19 protein-coding genes and 2 pseudogenes are annotated in these 21,100 nt (G+C 53.8%); 10 read left to right on the top strand and 11 right to left on the bottom strand.

All coding sequences use genetic code 11. The features are described 5' to 3' along the window. Positions 1 to 16 precede the first annotated feature (16 nt). Both BJQ97_RS13670 and BJQ97_RS13665 read left to right on the top strand, forming a co-directional pair. Entirely contained in the window at positions 17 to 1,195 is a 1,179-nt protein-coding gene (locus BJQ97_RS13670; RefSeq protein ID WP_160157002.1) for an exonuclease SbcCD subunit D, read from the top strand. Further along, positions 1,192 to 4,536 carry an AAA family ATPase gene (locus tag BJQ97_RS13665; RefSeq protein ID WP_160157001.1) on the top strand — a complete coding sequence of 1,115 codons (3,345 nt, stop codon included), beginning with the start codon at positions 1,192 to 1,194 and terminating at the stop codon, positions 4,534 to 4,536. Before BJQ97_RS13670 ends, BJQ97_RS13665 begins: the two co-directional genes overlap by 4 nt. Positions 4,537 to 4,763: 227 nt before the next feature. Here the strand turns inward: BJQ97_RS13665 and BJQ97_RS13660 are convergent, their stop codons facing one another. The 7 genes from BJQ97_RS13660 to BJQ97_RS13630 form a co-directional block, all read right to left on the bottom strand. After that, the gene (locus tag BJQ97_RS13660) at positions 4,764 to 4,985 is read right to left on the bottom strand and encodes a spore germination protein (RefSeq protein ID WP_160157000.1); all 222 of its coding nucleotides are present in this window, start codon (positions 4,983 to 4,985) and stop codon (positions 4,764 to 4,766) included. Further along, complete coding sequence (locus BJQ97_RS13655) at positions 4,985 to 5,383, bottom strand: spore germination protein GerPE (protein WP_160156999.1); 399 nt, start codon at positions 5,381 to 5,383, stop codon at positions 4,985 to 4,987. Before BJQ97_RS13655 ends, BJQ97_RS13660 begins: the two co-directional genes overlap by 1 nt. Further along, positions 5,380 to 5,571, bottom strand: a complete 192-nt coding sequence (locus BJQ97_RS13650) for a hypothetical protein (protein WP_013146202.1) — start codon at positions 5,569 to 5,571, stop codon at positions 5,380 to 5,382. Before BJQ97_RS13650 ends, BJQ97_RS13655 begins: the two co-directional genes overlap by 4 nt. Next, the gene (gerPC, locus tag BJQ97_RS13645) at positions 5,568 to 6,170 is read right to left on the bottom strand and encodes a spore germination protein GerPC (protein ID WP_160156998.1); all 603 of its coding nucleotides are present in this window, start codon (positions 6,168 to 6,170) and stop codon (positions 5,568 to 5,570) included. The genes BJQ97_RS13650 and gerPC overlap by 4 nt, the downstream gene beginning before the upstream one ends. 83 nt (positions 6,171 to 6,253) lie before the next feature. After that, positions 6,254 to 6,466 (bottom strand): spore germination protein GerPB, encoded by a 213-nt coding sequence (locus tag BJQ97_RS13640; RefSeq protein WP_160156997.1) that lies wholly within the window; start codon positions 6,464 to 6,466, stop codon positions 6,254 to 6,256. A gap of 15 nt (positions 6,467 to 6,481) precedes the next feature. Beyond that, a complete protein-coding gene (locus BJQ97_RS13635) occupies positions 6,482 to 6,703 on the bottom strand; it encodes a spore germination protein (RefSeq protein WP_011230193.1) in 222 nt (73 codons plus the stop codon). 69 nt (positions 6,704 to 6,772) lie between these two features. Beyond that, positions 6,773 to 6,997, bottom strand: a complete 225-nt coding sequence (locus BJQ97_RS13630) for a spore germination protein (RefSeq protein WP_044732168.1) — start codon at positions 6,995 to 6,997, stop codon at positions 6,773 to 6,775. 150 nt (positions 6,998 to 7,147) lie between these two features. On the opposite strand from BJQ97_RS13630, the gene BJQ97_RS13625 reads away from it, so the two are divergent. The 3 genes from BJQ97_RS13625 to BJQ97_RS13615 all read left to right on the top strand — a co-directional run bounded on the left by BJQ97_RS13625 (position 7,148) and on the right by BJQ97_RS13615 (position 10,488). Continuing rightward, on the top strand, positions 7,148 to 7,372 hold the full coding sequence (locus BJQ97_RS13625) for a spore germination protein (RefSeq protein WP_013523085.1): 225 nt from the start codon (positions 7,148 to 7,150) through the stop codon (positions 7,370 to 7,372). Between the two features lie 216 nt (positions 7,373 to 7,588). Then, entirely contained in the window at positions 7,589 to 9,184 is a 1,596-nt protein-coding gene (locus tag BJQ97_RS13620) for a fatty acid--CoA ligase (RefSeq protein WP_160156996.1), read from the top strand. Between the two features lie 137 nt (positions 9,185 to 9,321). After that, positions 9,322 to 10,488 carry a DUF418 domain-containing protein gene (locus BJQ97_RS13615; RefSeq protein ID WP_160156995.1) on the top strand — a complete coding sequence of 389 codons (1,167 nt, stop codon included), beginning with the start codon at positions 9,322 to 9,324 and terminating at the stop codon, positions 10,486 to 10,488. A 10-nt stretch (positions 10,489 to 10,498) separates the two neighbouring features. Here the strand turns inward: BJQ97_RS13615 and BJQ97_RS13610 are convergent, their stop codons facing one another. Continuing rightward, the gene (locus BJQ97_RS13610; protein ID WP_160156994.1) at positions 10,499 to 10,669 is read right to left on the bottom strand and encodes a Spo0E family sporulation regulatory protein-aspartic acid phosphatase; all 171 of its coding nucleotides are present in this window, start codon (positions 10,667 to 10,669) and stop codon (positions 10,499 to 10,501) included. A 314-nt stretch (positions 10,670 to 10,983) separates the two neighbouring features. On the opposite strand from BJQ97_RS13610, the gene BJQ97_RS13605 reads away from it, so the two are divergent. From BJQ97_RS13605 to BJQ97_RS13595, 3 genes are all read left to right on the top strand, one after another. Next, a complete protein-coding gene (locus BJQ97_RS13605; protein ID WP_160156993.1) occupies positions 10,984 to 11,886 on the top strand; it encodes a fumarylacetoacetate hydrolase family protein in 903 nt (300 codons plus the stop codon). A gap of 143 nt (positions 11,887 to 12,029) precedes the next feature. Further along, the gene (locus tag BJQ97_RS13600) at positions 12,030 to 12,383 is read left to right on the top strand and encodes a YisL family protein (RefSeq protein ID WP_160157622.1); all 354 of its coding nucleotides are present in this window, start codon (positions 12,030 to 12,032) and stop codon (positions 12,381 to 12,383) included. Between the two features lie 124 nt (positions 12,384 to 12,507). After that, positions 12,508 to 15,348 carry an EAL domain-containing protein gene (locus BJQ97_RS13595; protein WP_160156992.1) on the top strand — a complete coding sequence of 947 codons (2,841 nt, stop codon included), beginning with the start codon at positions 12,508 to 12,510 and terminating at the stop codon, positions 15,346 to 15,348. Between the two features lie 126 nt (positions 15,349 to 15,474). Here the strand turns inward: BJQ97_RS13595 and BJQ97_RS13590 are convergent, their stop codons facing one another. Then, positions 15,475 to 16,023 (bottom strand): DUF2777 domain-containing protein, encoded by a 549-nt coding sequence (locus BJQ97_RS13590; protein WP_160156991.1) that lies wholly within the window; start codon positions 16,021 to 16,023, stop codon positions 15,475 to 15,477. 243 nt (positions 16,024 to 16,266) lie between these two features. Here BJQ97_RS13590 and asnB point away from each other — a divergent pair, with 243 nt between their 5' ends. Then, a complete protein-coding gene (gene asnB / locus BJQ97_RS13585) occupies positions 16,267 to 18,114 on the top strand; it encodes an asparagine synthase (glutamine-hydrolyzing) (protein ID WP_160156990.1) in 1,848 nt (615 codons plus the stop codon). A gap of 40 nt (positions 18,115 to 18,154) precedes the next feature. Here the strand turns inward: asnB and BJQ97_RS13580 are convergent. Next, positions 18,155 to 18,361, bottom strand: a pseudogene (locus tag BJQ97_RS13580) (MATE family efflux transporter); the annotation flags it as partial. On the opposite strand from BJQ97_RS13580, the pseudogene BJQ97_RS13575 reads away from it, so the two are divergent. Continuing rightward, positions 18,354 to 19,070, top strand: a pseudogene (locus BJQ97_RS13575) (helix-turn-helix transcriptional regulator); the annotation flags it as partial. The pseudogenes BJQ97_RS13580 and BJQ97_RS13575 overlap by 8 nt on opposite strands. Positions 19,071 to 19,178: 108 nt before the next feature. Here BJQ97_RS13575 and BJQ97_RS13570 read toward each other — a convergent pair. Next, positions 19,179 to 20,954, bottom strand: a complete 1,776-nt coding sequence (locus BJQ97_RS13570; RefSeq protein WP_160156989.1) for an alpha-glycosidase — start codon at positions 20,952 to 20,954, stop codon at positions 19,179 to 19,181. Positions 20,955 to 21,100 lie beyond the last annotated feature (146 nt).

Raw genomic sequence — 21,100 nt, 5'->3', positions numbered from 1 at the left:
GCAAGGGGGAGAGAGAATGCGCATTTTGCATACCGCGGATTGGCATTTTGGGAGAACGCTCGAGGGGCGGAGTCGGATGGCTGAGCAAGAGGCGTTTGTTGATGAGCTTGTGGAGATTGTCAAGAAAGAACAAATCGACATCATCCTTGTGGCTGGCGATGTATTCGACTCCGTCAATCCGCCGGCGGCTGCGGAACAACTGTTTTATGAAAGCCTCGCCCGCTTGTCCGACAAAGGACGTCGCCCGGTGGCAGTCATCAGCGGCAACCACGATCACCCCGACCGGATCAGCGCCGCCCGGACGTTGATGTGTGCGCACAACATTTTTCTTTTCGGTCGCCCGCAAGCGGCTGTTTGCCAGATTGACGTCCCGTCATGCGGGGAAACGATGATGCTTGCTCCATTGGCCTATCCGTCCGAATCGCGCCTTGCTGAGCTGTTGTCATCCGACTGTAAGGAGACGACGATGCGCAATCGGTACGATGACCGCATCCGCGATTTGTTAGCGGCGATGGCAGCCTCGTTCACGGTGGAGACCGTCAATGTTGCGATGAGCCATCTTTACGTCGCCGGCGGACGCACGTCCGATTCCGAGCGGCCGATTGAAGTCGGAGGCGCTTATACGGTGGCGGCTGAGAGCTTGCCGAAAGCCGCGCAATATGTGGCGCTTGGCCATCTGCACCGGCCGCAGGATGTCAAGCGGGCCAAGACGGCGGCGCGCTATTCCGGTTCGCCTTTGGCGTACAGCTTTTCCGAAGCCGGTCAAGCCAAATCGGTCACGGTCGTTGACGTGCATCCAGGCGGCGCGGCCAAGGTGGCGGAGATACCGCTCGCTGCCGGCAAACCGCTCATCCGTTGGAAGGCGACAGAGGGGCTCGCTCAAGTATACCGCTGGTGTGAGGAAGGAAGAGACCGATCAAGCTGGATCGATTTGGAGATCTATGTGACTGAGTCGTTGACAATGGAAGAAATTGATCGGCTGCGCAAGCTTCATCCCGGATTTGTCCACATTCGCCCAGTGCTTCCCAATCGGGCGGAAGAGATGATGGAAATGAGCCGCGAGCCGCTTTCACTTGAAGAAATGTTTCATCGCTTTTACGAACGGCAGACTGGGGGACAAACGCCAGATGAAGAGCTCGTCCGCCTCTTTTTGGAGCTGGCGGCGGAAGAAGAGAAGGAAGGGGAGGGAGAATGAAACCGATTTCGCTGACGATCGCCGGGCTTCATAGCTTTCGTGAAAAGCAGACGATCGATTTCACCGCGCTGTGCGACGGCGGCGTGTTCGGCATTTTCGGACCGACCGGAAGCGGCAAATCAACGATTTTAGACGCCATGACGCTCGCCTTGTTCGGCAGCGTCGAGCGGGCGGCCAACCGCACGCAGGCGATCATCAACCACGCGGAGCAAGAGCTGTTCGTCTCGTTTACGTTTGAGCTGGAAAATGCGGCAGGAGCGAAACAGTATACAGTCGAACGAAGCTTAAAAAAAGTGGACGAATGGCGGACGCGCAGCGCCGTTTGCCGTTTGATTGAGCACCGGTCCGAGCCGATCGTGCTCGCTGATAAACTGTCAGATGTGGACAAGGCGATCGAGCAATTGCTCGGCTTGACGATGGAAGATTTCACTCGGGCGGTCGTCTTGCCGCAAGGAAAATTTGCCGAATTTTTATCGCTCAAAGGGTCGGAGCGGCGGCAAATGCTGCAGCGCCTCTTCCATCTTGAGCGGTATGGCGATCAGTTGAACAAAAAGCTGAAAGACCGGCTTGCCGCCGCGGAGCAAGAATGGGAAAAAATCGAAGCGGAAAAAGCAGGGCTCGGAGACGCTTCAAAAGCGGCGCTTGAGCAGGCAGAGGCGGATGTGCGGGAGCTCGCGGGGCTGTTTGCCAAGCGAAAAAAAGAGCTTGAGGAAGTCGAAGCGGATGTGGAACGAACAAAACAACGATGGGCGTGGCAACAAGAAAAAGAAGCGGTCGAACAAGAGCTCGCCGCGTTGCGTCGGCATGAGCCTGCTATCCGCGAGCTTGAGGAGAAAAAGGAGCGCGCTGAGCAAGCGGAGCGCATTTGGCCGTATTGGGAGCAGTACGAGCAGGCATGCCGCTTGCGGGCAGAGGCGTTTCGTCGGCATGAAGAACTGGCGCGTCGGTTAGAGGAAGCCCAATCGAGTTATGAAGAAGCAGTGCGGCGTTATGAACGGGCTCGCCAAGAAAAGGCGCGGCGCGAACCGGAATTGCTTGCCCAGATGGAACGGCTGCGGCAGGCGGAGCAGCTCGAGCGGCAAATGGAAGCGCTCAGGCAGGAGCTCGCGGCCCTCAATGAAGAACGGGAGCGCCTCATCGCCAAGGAGAAGGCAGCCGCGCGCCGGTTTGAAGAGGCGTCGGCCTGGTATGAGCGCGGCGCGAAGCGGCAGCAGGAGCTAAAAGAAGAGCTGAAACGGCATGAAGAGGCGCTGGCTGGAAAAGATGATGCAGAGCGGGCGTACAGGCAGAAGCAGCATATTGAGCAAGCGGCGTCAGCCATCGCTCGCATCGATGCCCAGCTTCGGCAAAAGGAGACTGTTTGGCGCCGGGCGGAAGAGGAAAAGTTGGAGAGGGAACGCCGAGCAGCTGCTGTCAGTTCCCGGCTTCACGAGCTGTTCCGGCGTGTGGAACAGACGTATCGTTTCGTCTGCAGGCGTCAGCAGGACGCTGAAAAACAATTGTATACTTTGCAGAAAACGATAGAGGCGGAGCGGCAGCGAGCCGAGGAAGCGCGGACGGCGCAACTCGCCTCTGCCTTGGCTGAGCGGCTCCGTCCCGGCGAGCCGTGTCCAGTGTGCGGATCGCGCGAGCATCCGCACCCGGCCGTTGCAATGCACGATGTCCAGCCAAGCCGGCTGTCGGAGCTTGAAGTAGAGCGGCAGCGGTATGAACAAGATTGGCAAATGATCATTTCGTTCAAGGCGCAGCTCGAGCAGCTTGCCGAGCTGGCGGCAGGCCATGAAGCGCCGCCCGTGTTGGCCGAAAGTCGCTCGGTGGAGGAGGCGGTCGACCTCACTGTGGAAGTGCGGGCGCTTGCGCAAGATGTGATGGAATTGAAAGAAGCGGTCTACCGTGCGCTTGCCCAATGGAATGAAGCCGAGCCAGCGCGGCGCGAAGTGGAGAAAGCGTACCAATGGATAGCGGCGGACATCGAAGCGCTGCAAGTTGAAAAGCAGCGGCTGGAGGAAGAGCGGCGGCAACTTGAACAGCAATGGCGGCAGATGTATCCTTTCCATTCGCTTGAGACGATCGATGCGGTGTATGAACAGCTGCGTGAACGGGAAAAAGTGTGGCGCGACGTGCAAAAACGGCTGGAGGACAGCGTGCTGTTTTTAGAGGAAAAACAGCAGGCGAAAGAGGAAGCGGCTGAAGAGCGGCGCCGGCTTGAGACGGAGCGGGTGCGTCTTGACTCGCTGATTAGTGTTAAACAGCAGCAATGGAACGAATATGAGCGGCAACGGGGCGAGAAGACGGGCTCAAGCCCAGCGGCTGTGCAGCTTCAGCAGGCGGAGGCCGAATGGCGCCAGTTGCAAAACGGCGAGCAACAGGCGTATGAGGCCTGGCAGCGAGCCCAGCGGGCATATCAAATGCTTGAAAGCGAAACAAAAGCAGCCAAGCAGGCGTGGGAAGAAAGCGTCCGCCGCGAAGAAGAGGCGCTCGCTCGTTGGCGCGGCGCGCTTTCGGACACCATGTTTGTCGATGTCGAACAAGTCAAGCAAGCGAAGGCGGAAAAAGCCGAGCGGGATGAATGGAATGAGGCAATCCGCCTCTATTGGCGCCAAATCGAGCAAGCCGAACATCGCCTCGCCCAGCTGGCCGCCGCCATCGGAGGGGCGGCGGTGAGCGCTGAACAATGGAAAACGATGCAGCGTGTATACGCCGAGTTGAAGGGGCAAGTGGAGGCGATGACGAAGCAGCTTGGGGCGGCTCAAGCGAAGGTAGAAGAGTTGAGAAAAAAACATAGCCGCTTTGTTGAACTAGAGGAGAAACAGGCGGAGCTCAGCCGGGGCATCGAGCGGTATAAACAGTTGCAGGCGCTTCTTCGCGGTAACAGTTTTGTCGAATTTATGGCTGAAGAGCAGCTTGAGCAAGTAACCGCCATGGCTTCGGAACGGCTGCAGCGGCTGACACGGCATCGGTATTCGCTCGAATTGGATTCGCAAGGCGGGTTTCTGATCCGTGATGATGCCAATGGCGGCGTCAGACGGCCGGTATCGACGCTCTCGGGTGGGGAGACATTTTTGACGTCACTGTCGTTGGCGTTGGCGCTATCGGCGCAAATTCAGCTGCGCGGCGAGTATCCGCTCCGCTTTTTCTTCTTGGACGAAGGGTTTGGCACCCTCGATGCTGAGCTGCTGGAGACGGTCATTTCTGCCTTGGAAAAGCTGCATACCGAGCGACTGGCGGTCGGCGTCATCAGTCATGTTCAAGAAATTCGCCACCGTCTGCCGCGACGGCTCATCGTCGAACCGGCTGAACCGTCCGGACGCGGCACGCGCGTCTGGCTGGAAATGATGTAAATGGCTCGTCCGTCGAACTGAACGGGCTCTAGGAAAAGAATGAGGCGGTCGCAAAAGGTTGGTTTCCTTTCGATCAAGCATAATGTATGGTTTTTTAGATATAGAGGTAAATCAGCAAAGGTGTCCAGATCCTTTTGGGACACCTTCTCTTTTTGGTTTCCGCAGCGTTCGGCTGATAAGGTTGATGTCGGCAAATGAAAGGCGAGGGGATTCGTTTTCTGCAACGTTCAGTTGTTGGCGGTCACGTTTTGGTCGGATACATCCGGATCAAACGCGTTTGTAAAGCTGATGGCGTTGTTCGTCATCACAAAGTCCCCGGTGTTGAACCCGCCCGATCCGGCTTGCGTTTTCGTGGCGACTTTCGGCGCGATGTACAGACAGTCCCCCATTTGGACGACAGCCCCGCTGCTGACGTTGTTGATTTTAATCGGGCCGACAAACGAAGGCATTATGAATCCCTCCCTCTTGTTGGCGCGCTCGACTCAGAGCCGGCTAGCTGGCGAATATGTTTAATTCTTGCCTCGGCCTCTGCTGTTGAGGTCGAGCCGATATGGACGATGGCGGACGAAGAAATCGCGAGCACGCGCACAGACTGAACAGAAATGACCGGGGACTCATGGAGCGTTTGGCGTACGGCTGCCGGCGGTGGAGAAGTCCAGCGCGGGATCGGCTTCGCAAAAACCGGGAATATTTGTTCTCCTTCTCGACCAAAAAATAATTCATATTGCCGTTGAACGGCAAAGGCGCGCGTGCGGGCGGAAATTCGCTCTGAGTCGCCGATTTGCAGCACAGAGCTAATGATAAGCGTTTCAGCATGGAACGTTTGCACAACTGACGTTCGTTTCACGGCGTATCCCCTCGGGCCGGCACAAGCGGGACGAACGGGCCGATGATGAGCGATTCAGGCGGTGTGTCAAACGCTGATGACAAGTGAATCGCATCAGCGTCGCCGATTAAAAACAACGAGGCGCTGGCGACGGCCACGAGACGGATGTCGCCAACATGCAAATGACGATTGATCACTGTATAATTCACGTCGATCCCTCCCCTGAAGGAAAATGTTTTAAAAACGCATCGAGCGATTGTTCGATATCGGCTTTCACTTTTTGAAAAATTTCATTTTCGACCGCCTCATCGCGGTCGCCGGACGGAACGTAGCCATGGTTGGCTTTCTCTTGCAAATAGAAGCGGATGCGTTCATCTGTTTGCCGGGCGATGTCTTGCAAAATGAACTGGCGGTACGTATCGTCAAGGCGGCGACCGTATTGCTGCTCAAGGCGTTTTAACGTTTCCGACGCTTCCCCATTGAGATAGGCGGCTACTTTTTCTTGAATCGGGCGCATCAGCACCGGTTCCGGCTTTGGAATCACGGTTTTGACCGGTTCGACGGCAAAGTCTTCAATTGTACCGCCGGCTCCGGGCGGAGTGATCCCGATGTTTAGCGTTCCTTCGAGCGTTTCCACTTTGAGCTGGTCAAATTTATACTCAATTCGTTCGATCGATGTGCGCGGCTGAGCCTCCATTTCCCGAAGACGGGCTTCGAGTGCGTGGAGACGGCGTTCCAGCGCCCGTATTTTTTTTGTTTGCCATAATAAATAGCGGTGCAGCTTGACGAAATACTCGTAAATGCTCATTGTGCACCATCATCCTCTCCAAAGAGCCCTCTTACTTCAATATATGGACGGCCTTTCGCTCTCATCACTTTTTTCCGCTCGATTTAGCGGGTGGCTGAATGGAGAGGAACGAGGGGAGCGGATGCACCGGGCGGCACGGTTGCTTGCGGGGCTGGGCCGGTGAATCCGCCGGTGTTGGCAAGCGTCGAGAGCGCTTGAATGCTGCCGGCGCTTCCAATTTGCAAAATGGACGAATTGGTGACCGAGCCGATCCGCAACTGATGGATGCAAATGCTTTGGCTGATGTAAACGCGCACCCTTCTTCTCCTCCTTCAAACGTTTCCGACGACATTTTCATCGGCGACATCGGCGTCATTCGTATTGGTATTACTGTAATAGTTATAGATATGAAGTCCGTCGCCGGTGTTAAACGAACCGGCGCCAGCGAACGTTTTCGTTACGCTTTGCGGGGAAATGGCAAACACATCGCCAATATGGAACACGCCGCTGCTTCCGATGCTGTTCAGTTTGACGACTCCGACAAAAGCCGGCATGTGGGCATGCTCCCTTCCATGTTTTTTCGTTGATACTAGTGTATGGGCGCAAGCTGCGAAACGTTCGCTTTAATTGTTGGCGGTATTATTGGAGTCTACCAAGTCCGGATCGCTTGCGTTCGTAAAGCTGACGAACGTATTCGTCTGCAGAAAGTCCCCGTTGTTGCCTCCGCCTGAGCCGGTGTTGGATTTCAACGTGCTCTTTGGTGTGATTTGCAAGACGTCGCCGAAATTCACCGTGCCGTCGCCGCTGACATGGGTGATCTTAATCGGACCGCTGATAAATGAAGGCATGAAGAGCCCCCTCCTTTTTCGTCCTGTCGTTATCGTTATTGTATGAAAACGGAGAAAAAACGGTTCAATCCGGGGCGAGAGTCCAATTGGGGGAAGCAGCTCCCGCGTATAATAAAGAAAGGGAACGGGCAGAAAGGAAGGGGAAAGGGGATGCCAGCAATCGTCATTGGTGGGATCAAAGTGACGAACGTAAGCGGCAATGGCACCGTCAACATGGGAGATGTGCTGCAAATCGCTCCGAAAAGCACCACGAAGTCCAATTCAGGCGCCGGCGGTGGCAATACTGGCGATTTCTTGCAAACGAATACGTTTTGCAGCGTCACGAATACGGTCGATCCGGACGTCTCTGACGCCGGGGTGAAAGGAAATAACTAGCGGATGTTGAGACAACCCGCCTAGCATTCGTTTTTTTGGAAATAAAGAAGAAACCGAGTTCTTTTTTGGCGCAATGGAGCGGATTAGCCAAGAAAGAGGGCCGGCTTCAAAAGTCGTTTTACGACCTTTTGGGACGGGCCCTCTTTTTCTTTATGCCATCTTTGTTATATAATACAATTATAAATTTTCAAAAATATAAAACAAGGGGATGAAAGAATGAATGCGCCGCTCGTGCTCAATCACTTTTTAGATCGCGCCGTAGCTCTCTATGGGGACAAGACAGCCATGATTTGTTCGGGGCGGACGGTGACGTATCGTGAGCTTGGCGAACGGGTGTCGAGGCTTGCCAACGGGCTGCGAGGGCTTGGCGTTCATAAAGGCGACCGCGTGGCGTACTTGGCGCCCAACACGCTCGAGATGCTCGAAGGATTTTACGGTGTATTTGAAGTGGGAGGGGTGATGGTGCCGCTGAATACGCGGCTGAAACCGGATGATTACGTTTTCATTTTGAATCACAGCGAAACGAAAGTATTGTTTGTGGATCAGGAGCTGTACGGGCTGATTGCACCGGTCAAAAACAAGCTTGAAACGGTCGAGGAGATCATTGTCCACCATAAAACAGAGGCGGCGATTGATGAAATCGCTTACGACGAATGGCTGGACGGCCAGTCTTTGACGCCCGTTCCGCGCCCGATGATCGATGAGAACGATGTATGCAGCTTGCTATATACGAGTGGGACGACAGGCAACCCAAAAGGAGTCATGCTGACGCATCGGAACAACTATTTGCATGCGCTTGTGACGATGCACCATTTGCGTGTGTCCGACCGCGATACGTATTTGCATGTGTTGCCGATGTTCCACGTCAACGGCTGGGGGGCTCCGTTTTATTACACCGCCAACGGGGCAACACAAATCGGTCTGCGTAAAGTGGACCCGAAAGCCATTTTTGACCTTGTCCAAACTCACCAAGTGACGGTCATGCATATGGCTCCGACTGTGCTCAATATGTTGCTGCAATATTATGAGCAATATCAACCGGACGTCCCGGAAGGCGTGCGGGTTGTCATCGCCGGTTCTGCGCCGCCGCCGGCGTTCGTCGCGCGCGTCGAGGAGAAGCTCGGCTGGGAGTTTATTCAAGTGTACGGCATGACCGAATCGTCTCCGCTCAGCACGATTTCGCTCATTCGCCCGCAGCTTGACGGGCTGACGCTGGAACAAAAGCAGCGGATCAAAGCCAAAGCCGGCTATCCAATGATCGGCTGCGAAGTGAAAGTGGTCGATGAAAACGGCGACGAAGTGCCCCACAATGGCCGGGCGATCGGCGAAGTGATCGTTCGCAGCCATGGTGTCATGAAAGGATATTGGAAAAACGAAGAAGCGACCGCCGCAACGATCCGCGACGGCTGGTTGTACACCGGTGATATGGCGACCGTCGATGAATACGGGCATATTGATATCGTCGACCGGAAAAAGGATATTATTATTAGCGGAGGAGAAAATATTTCGTCGATTGAAGTCGAAGGTGCGCTTTATGAACACCCTGCTGTGCTCGAGGCAGCCGTCATTGCCGCGCCCCACGAAAAATGGGGCGAAACGCCGCATGCGTTCGTCGTCGTTCGTCCGGGGCACAACGTGACAGAGGAAGAGCTGATCACTTTTTCACGGGAAAAACTGGCTCATTTCAAAGCCATTACGGGAGTCACGTTTGTTGATGAGCTGCCGAAAACAGCCTCCGGAAAAATTCAGAAAGTGCATTTGCGCCGCCAATATTGGGAGGCAATGGGGAAATCGGGCCGCTATGTCAACTGATGATACAGGTATGCGCCTTCGGACGAACAGAAGAGAGCGCGTCGAATGAAATGGATCAAGCGGCGGGCGTGCTGGCAAGGCTGTAAGGCGTCGCCGATTGCGCAGACGGCTAGGCGGTAGAAAGAAGGGGGAAAGCGATGATCAGATCGCCCGAGCGAATCGCGGCGGCGGATGTGCTGCGTGGATTCGCCTTGCTCGGCATTTTGCTTGTCAACATGCGTTATTTTTCCTCGCCGGCGTTATATGGTGACACCATCAAGGACAGGGGCTTCGATCGGACTGTGGCCGCGGTCGTTGACGTGTTGTTTGAAGCGAGCGCGTATCCGCTGTTTGCCTTTTTATTCGGCTTTGGCGCCGTGATGATGTTCCGCCGGCTCAGCAGCCGCGGGGAGCGGCCGATTCCGATTCTTTTGCGCCGTTTCCTTCTTTTGTTGGGGATCGGCGTTGTTCACGCGTTTGGCCTTTGGTTTGGCGATATTTTAATTCCTTATGCGATTGCGGGATTCATCATGCTTTTCTTTTTCGCCGCCCCGCCCCGTTGGTGGGGGGCGGCGGCTGTTGCTGTCTTTTTTCTTTTTCGCGGCCTCATGGCGCTGCTAATGGCCCTCAGCATGTGGGCAGGAGGAATGGAAACAGTTGGCGGCCACGAGGCTGAGGCGGCCGCAGCGGTTCGTCATTATCAAAGCGGAACGTTTGGCGATGTGTTTTGGCAACGTTGGCATGACTGGGCCTATGTCAACAGCGATGGCGGGCTGTTGTTTACAGTGTTGACCGTATTGCCCTTTTGTTTCCTCGGCGGCTATGCCGCTTACGAACGTTGGCTTGAAGCCGACCGTCACTCGCCTGCGAAGCTGCGCCGCCTGATGGGGTGGGCGCTCTGTTTTGGTTTAGCGCTCAAAACCATCCCGTATTGGATTGAGGCCAACGACTTGACCGTGTACATCCAAGACAGCTTCGGAGGCGCCGCATTGGCGGTGTTCTACGCGGCGGCTGCCGTGTTCGTCTGCGGGAAACAAAGCTGGCAGCGCGCTTGGCGGTGGTGGCAGGATGCCGGCAAAATGTCGCTTTCCCATTATCTCGCCCAATCGCTCGTTTGCACGTCGCTGTTTTACGGTTATGGGCTTGGGTGGTATGGACGCACAAGCGCATGGCAGGAGACGCTGCTCGCGTTTGCTTTGTATGCAGCTGAAGTATGGATGAGCCGCTTTTGGTTCGCGCGTTTTCGTTATGGGCCGGTTGAGTGGCTGTGGAGGTGGGGGACATACGGAGCGCGGCCGCCGTTTCGCCGCCGGGCGGGGCAATAAAAACCCTCGCTTACTGGACGGACGGGGAAGGCGATTCAAAAACCCTCGTTTGCTGCAAATATTGATTGATCAATTGGTCCAGCTCTTGGCTGCATTCGATCGTCTCTTTCGCCGTGAACCCATAAGTGAGCGCCAATTCGATCATTTGTTGCCGTTTTTCTTCAATTTGCAACAGAACCATTTCCTTCACCATCAATTCGTTTGAAATGTTGGTTGAGGCATGCCGCGTCGATGCAAGACGTGTGTTGCATGACGAAAGTCCCAATCGACGCCCTAGTGGAAACTAAACATTATTATACATATCACGACGAAAAGAAGGAAGCGATTCGAGAAAATAAGTGATAAATTTCCTAATTTAGACAAAATTCTACAAAAACAGGGCTTTTTCGCCTCGATGACGAATATCATCCTCAACGCATCAAAATGGCGAAGGCGGGCGGAAGAGAAGAGTCCACGAAGCGTCCGCTGCATAACAAAGAAAGGGAGAGAGACGTGATGAAACTGATCACCGCACTTTTCGGTGGAGAAACGTTTGTGGGAGCCGTGCTGCAAGAAGACGACTGGGCGGTTCATTTGCGCCGCGCCGAACGAACGATGGATGGGACGGAGACGATACCGGCGACGATGCTTGAGGCGATTGCCCAAGGGGAGGCGTTTTTCACCCGAGCACAAAAAGTAGTTGACTGGGCGCTGCGCCACCCGGCGCCGGAGTACGTTTATCGCCTCAGTGATGTCCGTCTTTTGGCACCGATCCCACGGCCGGCGAAAAACATTTTTTGTGTCGGCAAAAACTATGTCGATCACGCGCTGGAGCTCGGGGGCGCCGATGTGCCGGAGCATTTGATCGTCTTCACGAAAGCGCCGACAACGGTCATCGGCCATGAGGAGACGATTTTGCGCCATGCTGATGTCACTGATGAGATGGACTATGAAGGGGAGTTGGCGGTGGTCATCGGCAAACAAGGACGGGGGATTCGCTGTGAAAATGCGTTGGATTACGTATTTGGATACACCATTGTCAATGACGTGACGGCGCGGGATTGGCAGGAGCGGCACCAACAATACTTTCTCGGCAAAAGCTTCGATACGTTTTGCCCAATGGGGCCATGGATTGTGCCGCGCCGTTTTGTCCCAAACCCCAATGACTTGCGCATCGAGACCCGGGTCAATGGAGAAGTGCGCCAACAAGCGAGCACGAAACAGTTGATTTTTTCCATCGAATCGATCATCGAGACGATCTCCAAAGGCATTACGCTTGAGCCGGGCGACATCATTGCTACAGGAACACCGGCTGGGGTCGGCAAAGGGATGAATCCGCCGCGCTTTTTGCAGACGGGTGATGTCATTGAGGTGACGGTGGAAGGCATCGGCACGCTGCGCAACAAAGTGGGAGAGTAAACGGTGAAAGCGAGCAAGCTCCCATTGATGTTTGAAAGGCGTCCTCTTGAAAGAAAGGGCGTCTTTCGTTTTCGTGAAGTTTGTCAACCGTCCGCTCGCCGTGCTATGATGGGGAGGAACAAGAATGGTTGGAGGGATGGACGTTGACGCATGCCCATATTACGAGCTGGCTTATCACGATTGTTTTGTTTTTCCTTGCAGTGTCGATGGAGCGGCAAGGGACGGGCAAAGCCAAGATCGTGCAAATGGTGTTGCGGCTGTTTTACATTCTCACGATCGTGACAGGTCTGCTTTTGCTGCATAGCATTGCCTCGATATCCGCGCTATATTGGGTAAAGGCGCTTGCTGGGCTGTGGGTGATCGGAGCGATGGAAATGGTTTTAGCAGCTGAAAAAAAGGGGAAAAGTGCGGCGGTGGGTTGGACGCAGTGGATCATTGCGCTTGCGGTGACGCTGTTTCTTGGTTTGCTGCTGCCGCTTGGTTTTGACTTATTCTAAAGTGAAGCGGCAGCCTTCTCTTGGTTGCCGCTTTTGTTGAAGACGAAAATATGGTATGGTAGAATAAATGTATTTTTTTGAATTTTCTGGTTATATTGGTCAACGGAGGGGGGCATGATCGTTTATGCGTTGGTTCTGTTGCCGCCGTGCCGAGGAGTTGGATCGTCTGTTCAGTGAGCATCGTTCTTCCTTGGAGGAGCCGCAGTTTATCCAAATCGCCGGCCACGATGCGGGCGAAGTCGATAAAATAGTTGCTGATCTGGTCCGCCGTTGGCCGCGCGCCCATGTGATCGGAATGGCGGGGCCGTTGCCAATGGCTGGTGGGGGGAATATTGCCATTGGCATCGCGTCGATGATGTCATCGACCCTTTCATCGCTGGCGCTGCCGGCTGAGGAGTTTGATCGTCCGGACGGATTGGCGGAGCTCATTGCAGGGGCAGCCATTCACCGGGATACGGCGTTGCTTCTTGTGTTTTCTGACCGCCGTTTCGTTTTGCCGTCCTTGCTTCGCCGCTTGCCGCTTGCCAACGAACGAATGGCCATCATAGGCTGCGCTCTTCCTGAGGGCAGCGTGTTAGTTTCGTCCGACGGTCGGCTTGAGCGCGGGGGAATCGCTGTCTCTTTCAGCGGAACAGCGCTTCGCGGCCACTGTGTCGCACCGTTTTTATGGGAGCCGGTCGGCTTGTCATTTTCGATCACGAAAAGCCGCGATCAGCAAATTGACGAGCTTAATGGACAAAAGGCGTCGCTTTATTTGGAACGGTATTTAGGCAAAGAATTTATGGACCGTCTGCCGCTTTCTGGAGTGGAGTTCCCGTTTCTTGTCGAACGAAATGGGCGTAATGCCTGCCTGCCGATCGTCGCCCTCCATTCAGACGGTTCCGTTGCCGTAAGAGGTCACGTCCATAACGGGGAAAAGGTTCGCTTTTCCTATGTTCATGCCCCGTCCCTTTACTGGAGCGCGCGCGACGCCGCCATGCATGCGGCCAAGCAGCCGGCTGAGGGGATGTTCTTTTACTACAGCGCGGCGCTCAGTGGGTATACGCGCCCGCTGTTTGACAGTGTTGTGTCTGCTTTTGGACAGGCTACATTCTTTCCGGCTGTCGAAGTATTGGTGAAAGATGCACATACAGCGATGCGGCCGGCTGCGTTTGCCGCTGTTTCGCTGACGGAGACAGCGGCATCAGCGGAGAACCGTTTGTCGTTGCCATTGCCGGCGCCGCCGGAAGGAATCATGACGCTGGCGCAGCTCATGTCCACGTCCTCACGCGATATGGAGCGCCTGCATGTTCGCCTGCAAATGTCGGAGCAACGCTACAAATCATTGTTTGAGCATAACACGGACATTGTCTATTCCACAGATTTGCATGGTCGTCTGACAAGCGTCAATCCTGCCTTTGAACAAGTGCTCGGTTACAAAAAGGAGGAGATTTTGTATACGAATTCGCTCAAATACATTCATTCAAACGATGTTTCCCGCGCCACCCGCTATTTTTACCGAGCGTTGCGCGGAAATGTGCAGACCTATCATTTGGAACTGCCGACGAAATCGGGTGAACGACTTCTTTTCCAAATGAAAAACATTCCGATCATTGTCGATGGGAAAAAAGTTGGCATTTACGGCATTGGCCATAACATTACCGAGCAGAAGAAAGCCGAAGAAAAAATTGCGTATTTAGCTTACTACGATCCCGATACGAATTTGCCGAACCGGACAAAATGGATGGAGCTGTTTTCCCGCCAGCTGGAAAAAGCGAAGCGGAAGCGGCGGAAGGCAGCGGTTGCCTTGATCGATTTGGATCGGTTTAAATGGATTAACGACAGCGTCGGCCATTATGCGGGTGATGACATTTTGCGCCAGCTTGTCGAGCGCATTCGCCGCGTCTTGCCGGTTAGCGCGGAGCTCGGCCGGTTCCACGGGGACAAGTTTTGCCTGTTTTTTCCATTAAAAGCAGAGGACGAGGCGGCGGAAACATCGCGTTCCATCGTGCGTGAGGTGGCGAAGCCGCTCATGTACGGGGAAAAGGAGTTTTTTATTACAGCGAGCATCGGCCTAGCCGTGTTCCCCGACGATGGAGAGGACGAACATGCGCTGCTTCGGCACGCCGATATGGCGGTCAATATGGCGAAAAAAGGCGGCGGAAACCGGGTGGAGCGCTACTGTGCGCAAATGAACGAAGAAGCGATGCATCGGATGGAAATGGGTGGCCATCTGCGCCGAGCAATTGAGGAGAATGAATTGTTTCTTTGCTATCAGCCGATTGTGGATGTACATACTCGTGCAGTAAAAGCAATGGAAGCGTTAATCCGTTGGCGCCACCCGACGCTTGGCCTTGTGCGGCCGGATGAATTCATTCCTTTGGCGGAAGAGACCGGCTTGATTCATGAGATTGGGCGATGGGTGCTGAAAACGGCCTGCAAGCAGGTGAAGCGATGGCAGGAGATGACAGGAAACGACCAACTTGCGATTTTTGTCAATGTATCCGCTGTTCAGTTTCAGCATGAGCGATTTGTGGATGATGTCAAACAAGCGCTTCGGCAGACGCGTCTATCGCCGTCGTGTCTGCATCTCGAACTGACCGAACATTCGATGCTCCGTCATCTGTCCAACACGCTGCGGACCATGGATGAACTCAGGAAGCTTGGCGTCGGCATCGCTGTTGACGATTTTGGCAGCGGATATTCTTCGTTTCATTATTTAAAGCGGCTGCCGGCGACGATCTTGAAAATTGACCGGGCGTTTATTGAGCAATTGCATGCGAACGCTTCCGATGAGGCGATTGTTAGGGCGATGATCACGATGGGACGTGGATTGGGGCTTGAGACGATCGCCGAAGGAGTGGAAACACCAGAACAGCTCGACCGGCTTCGCGATTTGCAATGCACGTATGCCCAAGGGTATGTGATTTGTCCCCCGCTTTTGGCTGAAGAAGTAACGTCGTATGTGACGGAGAAGCAAACATGATCCCCCGCCCGGCGCCGATTGGCGGCGGGGGAGCCGGTGTTCTTTTGGGAACAAAATGGCTTTAGGTGGAATGGCCGGCAAGGGAAAACGTTGGCGTCTCGCCGTTGATTTCATCAGTAGTTCAGTTCAGCCAATTTGGGCGCAAATCGCCCGTTCCCCGCTGTTTAGCGTAATTTCAAAACGATCGCTCGGCGTCTGTCCGCGTTCGTAATAGTGATGGACGCTGGCGATTTGTTTCGTGTTGTCATAAATCATGAAATTCACGCCGGATGATTTGGCAAACAATAAGCCGTTGTAGCAATACAAGCAGTCATACAGCGAGAACCCGAGGCTGTTCAGCCATTGAACAAACTGGAAAAAGGTTGAATCAGGAAGCGCGGCGAGCCATTGCTGATAAGCATACGTCAGCCGCTTGCGAAAACGAATGCGATCGCCGTTCTGAAGAGGAAAGATGCCAAGATCGGTGGCGATGGCGCCTTGTTCTTGCCATTGGCCGGACAACCAATGTCCACCGTGAAACCATTCAATGCCTTGTTCCGCTATTTCTTCTATTAAAGAGGCTTCCTCTTCTTCGTCGTCGAAAAAGATCCATTCATCGTTGACGAATTCCACTGTCCCATACACATACGCCCGCGGTTGTTCCACAATGCATTGCAATCGTTCTTCGATGTTCAAAGTGTCTCATCCTCCTTGTACTCCTCTGTTTTTCCATTTTTTTGCTCATTTATTCGTGTGGAGACCGACATCGGACAATTCATCGAAATGACGGGGGGTGCATAAAATGGAATCATGCCGACGTGGAGAACCATCGTGAATCAAAGGAGCGATCGCTGGAAACGATCGTGAAAAAAGAACGAACGAGATGATGAAAACGGGTGAGAACTTGCCATCTTTGATAAAAAGAAAGGATTGGTTTGTATGTGTGGCATTACTGGCTGGGTTCATTTCGGGCGCAATTTGCGCCGGGAGCGGACGGTCATTGACAGCATGACAGAGACGCTCGCCAAACGTGGACCGGATGATACCAATACGTGGCTGGACACTCATGTCGCCTTCGGCCATAAACGGCTTGTCGTCGTGGATCCGGCTGGCGGCAAACAACCGATGGTTCGGCAAAAAAATGGGCGCCGTTATACGATCGTTTACAACGGCGAACTGTATAATACAGAAGATATTCGCAAGGAGCTGCTGCGTAAAGGTTACCGATTTGAGGGTCACTCGGATACAGAAGTGTTGCTTGCCGCGTACATGGAGTGGAAGGAACAATGCCTGGATTGGCTGAACGGCATTTTTGCTTTTGCTGTTTGGGATGAGGAGCGCGAGCTGTTATTTATGGCACGCGACCGGCTCGGAGTAAAACCTTTGTTTTATCGAGAAGATGGCGGGGGGCTGCTGTTCGGCTCGGAAGTGAAAGCCATTTTGGCTCATCCCGATGTAAAGGCAGAAGTCAATTATGAAGGAATCGCGGAAGTGTTCGGCCTCGGACCGTCGCGCACGCCGGGGCACGGTGTGTTTGACGGCATTCGAGAGCTGCGCCCGGCACATGCGCTCACGTTCTCTCGCAGCGGGCTTCGCATTTGGCGGTATTGGAATGTCGAAAGCGACGTCCATCGTGATTCGTTCGAGGAAACGGTCGAAAAGTTGCGCTTTCTATTGACGGATGCGGTCACACGCCAACTCGTTTCCGATGTGCCGGTTTGCACATTTCTATCCGGCGGAGTCGATTCGAGCGCTATTACGGCCATTGCCGCCAATGCCTTCGCGGCAGCTGGAAAAGGGCCGTTGCACACCTACTCGATCGATTATGAAGGGAACGACCAGTATTTCAAAGCCAACGATTTTCAACCAAACACGGATGCGCCATTTATCGAACAGGTGTCAAACAAATTTCAAACGGTTCATCATCGCTGCGTGATCACGCAAGAAGAACTGTTCCGCCATTTGCATGAAGCCGTCATCGTCCGCGACGTTCCGGGCATGGCCGATGTCGATTCTTCGCTTCTTTGGTTTTGTAAACAAATTCGCGAACGGTTTGTTGTCAGCTTATCAGGGGAGTGCGCCGATGAAATTTTCGGCGGCTATCCATGGTTCCATCGGCCGGACGATTTGTCGCGGAAAGGATTTCCGTGGATGCGTTCGGTCGACGCGCGCATGGGCCTATTAAAGGATGAGTGGCGGCAAAAGCTTCGCCTTGACGACTATGTGCAAATGCGTTATGAACAAACGCTTGCTGAAGTGCCGCGCCTCGAAGGGGAAAGCGCCGAGGAGGCGAAGCGGCGTGAGCTGTTTTATTTAAATATGATTTGGTTTATGACGACACTGCTTGACCGGAAAGACCGGATGAGCATGGGAGCAAGTTTGGAAGTGCGCGTGCCGTTCGCTGACCATCGCATTGTCGAATACGTTTGGAACATTCCGTGGGATATGAAAATGTACGGCGGCCGAGAAAAAGGCCTTTTGCGAAAAGCGCTAGAGGGATTGCTTCCCGAAGAGGTGCTCTACCGGAAAAAAAGCCCCTATCCGAAAACGCACCATCCTCTATATACGAAAATTGTCAAACAATGGATTGAGCAGCTGCTCCATGACCGCTCTTCGGTTTTGCACGAGTTTTTCGACCGGGAAAAATTGACGGCGCTCATTGAAACAGAAGGGAAATCGTTCCAAGTGCCGTGGTTTGGTCAGCTCATGACCGGTCCACAGCTGCTCGCTTACCTTGGTCAAGTGCACGTTTGGTTCGATCATTACGGCATTCGCATTAAAGAATAAGAGCTGCGCCTGTGCGCAGCTCTTATTCGATTTGGCGGCGCTACGCCATTTTTGCTTGCGGCACCATCGTTTTTTTCATCCAGACGCGCGACCGCCAGCGCCAAAGCATCAACAGCCCGCGCAGCCATTCGTCGGCGATAAATGACAGCCAAATGCCGACGAGGCCAAACCCGAGGGCGATGCCGAATACGTAAGCAATGGTCACACCGACGCCCCACATCGACAAAATGCCCATATAGACCAGAAAACGGCGTGAATTTGCGGTTGGCAGTGGACACTATTTGTTGTTGATCCCGGGGAAGGAACATTACGGGCACCGCCCATGCGAAGAACATACGGAACTGGTTTGGCTTCATTTTTTGCTGCCAGACTTTGCGGTCGTTTCCGATTGCGGTGTCAGCCGGCAGACAGTGATAGAAAAGGAAGCGACATACACCGAGCCGATCCAATACCGGCTCTCCATCCGTCAATATGGTGAAGTAAAGCAGCGCGAGCGGGTAGAACAGCTGCTAAGTCAAATCGTGGAACAAAACATTCGGCGGGATATCGATCAGCCGCTCCGGCAGCTGCTGTTGTTCATCGACTTCCTTTGGCACTTGCAAAAACAGGAACTTTCCGTCCCAAGCGCATCGGAACAGGTTAGCGCCGCCGCCGTTGTGTATATTGAAAAACATTTTAGCGAGCCCATTACACTGGACATGCTCGCACGGGAGCTCCGGTTTCACCCGGACTACATCACCCGCTGCATGCAAAAAACGATCGGCATGGGATTTAGCCGCTACTTGGCGCATTATCGGCTGTCAAGGGCAAAGCAATGGTTGGCGGAGACAAACGAGACGATCGAGGCGGTCGCCAAGCGGGTCGGCATTGACGATGGCGCCTACTTTTCGCGCCTGTTTAAAAAGATGGAAGGAATCACGCCGACTGAATATCGGCGCATGGCGCGGCGTAATTGACCTCTTTCTATGACGTTGGTATTAGGATGGGGACGGTCGGCAAAAAATCAAACCGGTGCAGCTTGTCCGCTGCACCGGCAGCCGATATGTAGGTCCGTAACCCCCCGCTCAGTCGCCTTGCCAGTTTTCGACCGCGTAAAGCACAAACCCGTACGGTGGCAAGGAGACGCAAAGTGTTTCCGCCTCTGCGGCAAACCGCTCCCCTGTCAGGAGGTTGACCAGCCATTTTCTCCGCGCATCGATCGGCATGGGGATTTCTGCTGCTTCGTTGCTCCGGTTGATGATGATCATGACTGTTTCATTGCCATCCGTTTTTTCATAAACAAGATGGTTACCTTCATCATCGGCGGCGAGAAAAGCGACATCGCCGCGCCGAAGCGCCCGATATTGCTTGCGAAGCGCGATGAGTTGCTTGACATGTTCATACAGTTCTTTGTTTTGCTTCTCTGGATCCCACACCATGCATTTTCGGCATTCCGGATCGTTTCCACCCGTCATGCCGATCTCATCGCCGTAGTAAATGCACGGTGAACCAGTGAAAGTGAGCTGGAACAAAAACAACAACTTCACTTTGCGGACGTCGCCGCCGCAAACAGTGAGGAGCCTTGGTGTATCGTGGCTGCCAAGCAAGTTAAACGCCGCCTCGTTGACCTGTTTTGGATAGGAATGAAGCACATGCATCAATCGGTCGGCAAACTCGCTGGCGCTCATGTCTTCTTTGGCGAAAAAGCGGAGCGCCGCGTCCGCCAACGGATAGTTCATGACGGCGTCAAACTGGTCGCCGCGCAGCCACGGCATCGCATCATGCCAAATCTCGCCGAGAATGTACACATCGGGCTTTAGCGCCTTCACCGCCTGCCGGAACTCACGCCAAAACTGATGGTCGATTTCGTTCGCCACATCGAGCCGCCAGCCGTCAATATCAAACTCGCGAATCCAGTACGTCGCGACATCAAGCAAGTAGCGCTTCACTTCCGGATGGGCGGTGTTGAGTTTGGGCATTTGCGGCACGAACGCAAACGTGTCGTAATTCGGGCGCGGCTCCGTTTGGAGCGGAAACTCGCGAATATGGAACCAATCTTTATACCTAGACGCTGCACCGTTTTTTAACACATCTTGAAACGGGGCAAACTCATAGCCGCAATGATTGAAGACAGCATCGAGCATGACGCGGATCCCTTTTTCATGGCAACGTTTGACAAGCGTTTTCAATGTCTCTTTGTCCCCAAAGTGAGGGTCGATTTCAAAATAATCAGCGGTGTCGTATTTATGATTCGACGGCGCGCGGAAAATCGGCGTCAAGTAAATGCCGGTGATGCCGAGATCAGCCAAATAGTCAAGGTGATCGATGATTCCTTGCAAGTCGCCGCCAAAAAAGCTTGTCGGCGTCGGGTCCTCGTTTCCCCACGGCCGCGCTCCTTTCGGACTGATGGCCGGGTTGCCGTTGGCGAACCGCTCGGGGAAAATTTGATACCATACTGTGTCTTTTACCCAGTCCGGGGCTTGGAATAGGTCGACCCGATGAAGAAAGGGGAAGCAAAAGTAGTAAGCGGTGTCGTCGCTCGGAGCTTCATGGTAAAATCCTTTTTCCGTATAGACCAGTTTCTCGCCGCCAGCTCGAAGCACAAACCCATAGCGCAGCCGTCGATATGGCGGCTTGACTTCGGCGAGCCAATAGTCAAACAGCCCGTCGCTTCCTGTTTTCCGCATCGGCATCGTTTGAAACTGCCAGGAGCCATCGTGCCATTCGTACGGGTCGCCAAAAAGCAGCTCGACGTGGTCGACATCATTTTTCTTTGTTTGAAGCCGGAGATGGAGCGTCTCGCTGTCATAAGCATAAGCGAAATGGTCGGTTGAGCGGTGGTGAATGGCTTCTTTCCTCATTCGCTTTTCCTCCTTTGTTATCCGAAGCAATCGTTTGCATTAATGCTTCGCTATAATAAAAAGTACGTTAAGAGAAAAGAAAAGTCAAATTTTATAGAAAAAAAGGCTTGTAAAATGAAAAATAGGCGTTATAATGGAGATGAACG

The sequence above is a fragment of the Geobacillus sp. TFV-3 genome (assembly GCF_009901865.1).
Classification (GTDB): Bacteria; Bacillota; Bacilli; order Bacillales; family Anoxybacillaceae; genus Geobacillus; species Geobacillus thermoleovorans_A.
This window is presented reverse-complemented; position numbering and strand designations above follow the sequence as displayed.

Bases quoted from the DNA above. Each gene is read 5' to 3' on its own strand.
- BJQ97_RS13665 (WP_160157001.1), top strand. From the start codon at position 1,192: ATGAAACCGATTTCGCTGACGATCGCCGGGCTTCATAGCTTTCGTGAA.
- BJQ97_RS13670 (WP_160157002.1), top strand. From the start codon at position 17: ATGCGCATTTTGCATACCGCGGATTGGCATTTTGGGAGAACGCTCGAG.
- BJQ97_RS13605 (WP_160156993.1), top strand. From the start codon at position 10,984: ATGAAACTGATCACCGCACTTTTCGGTGGAGAAACGTTTGTGGGAGCC.
- gerPC (WP_160156998.1), bottom strand. From the start codon at position 6,170: ATGAGCATTTACGAGTATTTCGTCAAGCTGCACCGCTATTTATTATGG.
- BJQ97_RS13615 (WP_160156995.1), top strand. From the start codon at position 9,322: ATGATCAGATCGCCCGAGCGAATCGCGGCGGCGGATGTGCTGCGTGGA.
- BJQ97_RS13595 (WP_160156992.1), top strand. From the start codon at position 12,508: ATGCGTTGGTTCTGTTGCCGCCGTGCCGAGGAGTTGGATCGTCTGTTC.
- BJQ97_RS13570 (WP_160156989.1), bottom strand. From the start codon at position 20,954: ATGAGGAAAGAAGCCATTCACCACCGCTCAACCGACCATTTCGCTTAT.
- BJQ97_RS13625 (WP_013523085.1), top strand. From the start codon at position 7,148: ATGCCAGCAATCGTCATTGGTGGGATCAAAGTGACGAACGTAAGCGGC.
- BJQ97_RS13630 (WP_044732168.1), bottom strand. From the start codon at position 6,997: ATGCCTTCATTTATCAGCGGTCCGATTAAGATCACCCATGTCAGCGGC.
- BJQ97_RS13635 (WP_011230193.1), bottom strand. From the start codon at position 6,703: ATGCCGGCTTTTGTCGGAGTCGTCAAACTGAACAGCATCGGAAGCAGC.
- asnB (WP_160156990.1), top strand. From the start codon at position 16,267: ATGTGTGGCATTACTGGCTGGGTTCATTTCGGGCGCAATTTGCGCCGG.
- BJQ97_RS13610 (WP_160156994.1), bottom strand. From the start codon at position 10,669: ATGGTTCTGTTGCAAATTGAAGAAAAACGGCAACAAATGATCGAATTG.
- BJQ97_RS13660 (WP_160157000.1), bottom strand. From the start codon at position 4,985: ATGCCTTCGTTTGTCGGCCCGATTAAAATCAACAACGTCAGCAGCGGG.
- BJQ97_RS13620 (WP_160156996.1), top strand. From the start codon at position 7,589: ATGAATGCGCCGCTCGTGCTCAATCACTTTTTAGATCGCGCCGTAGCT.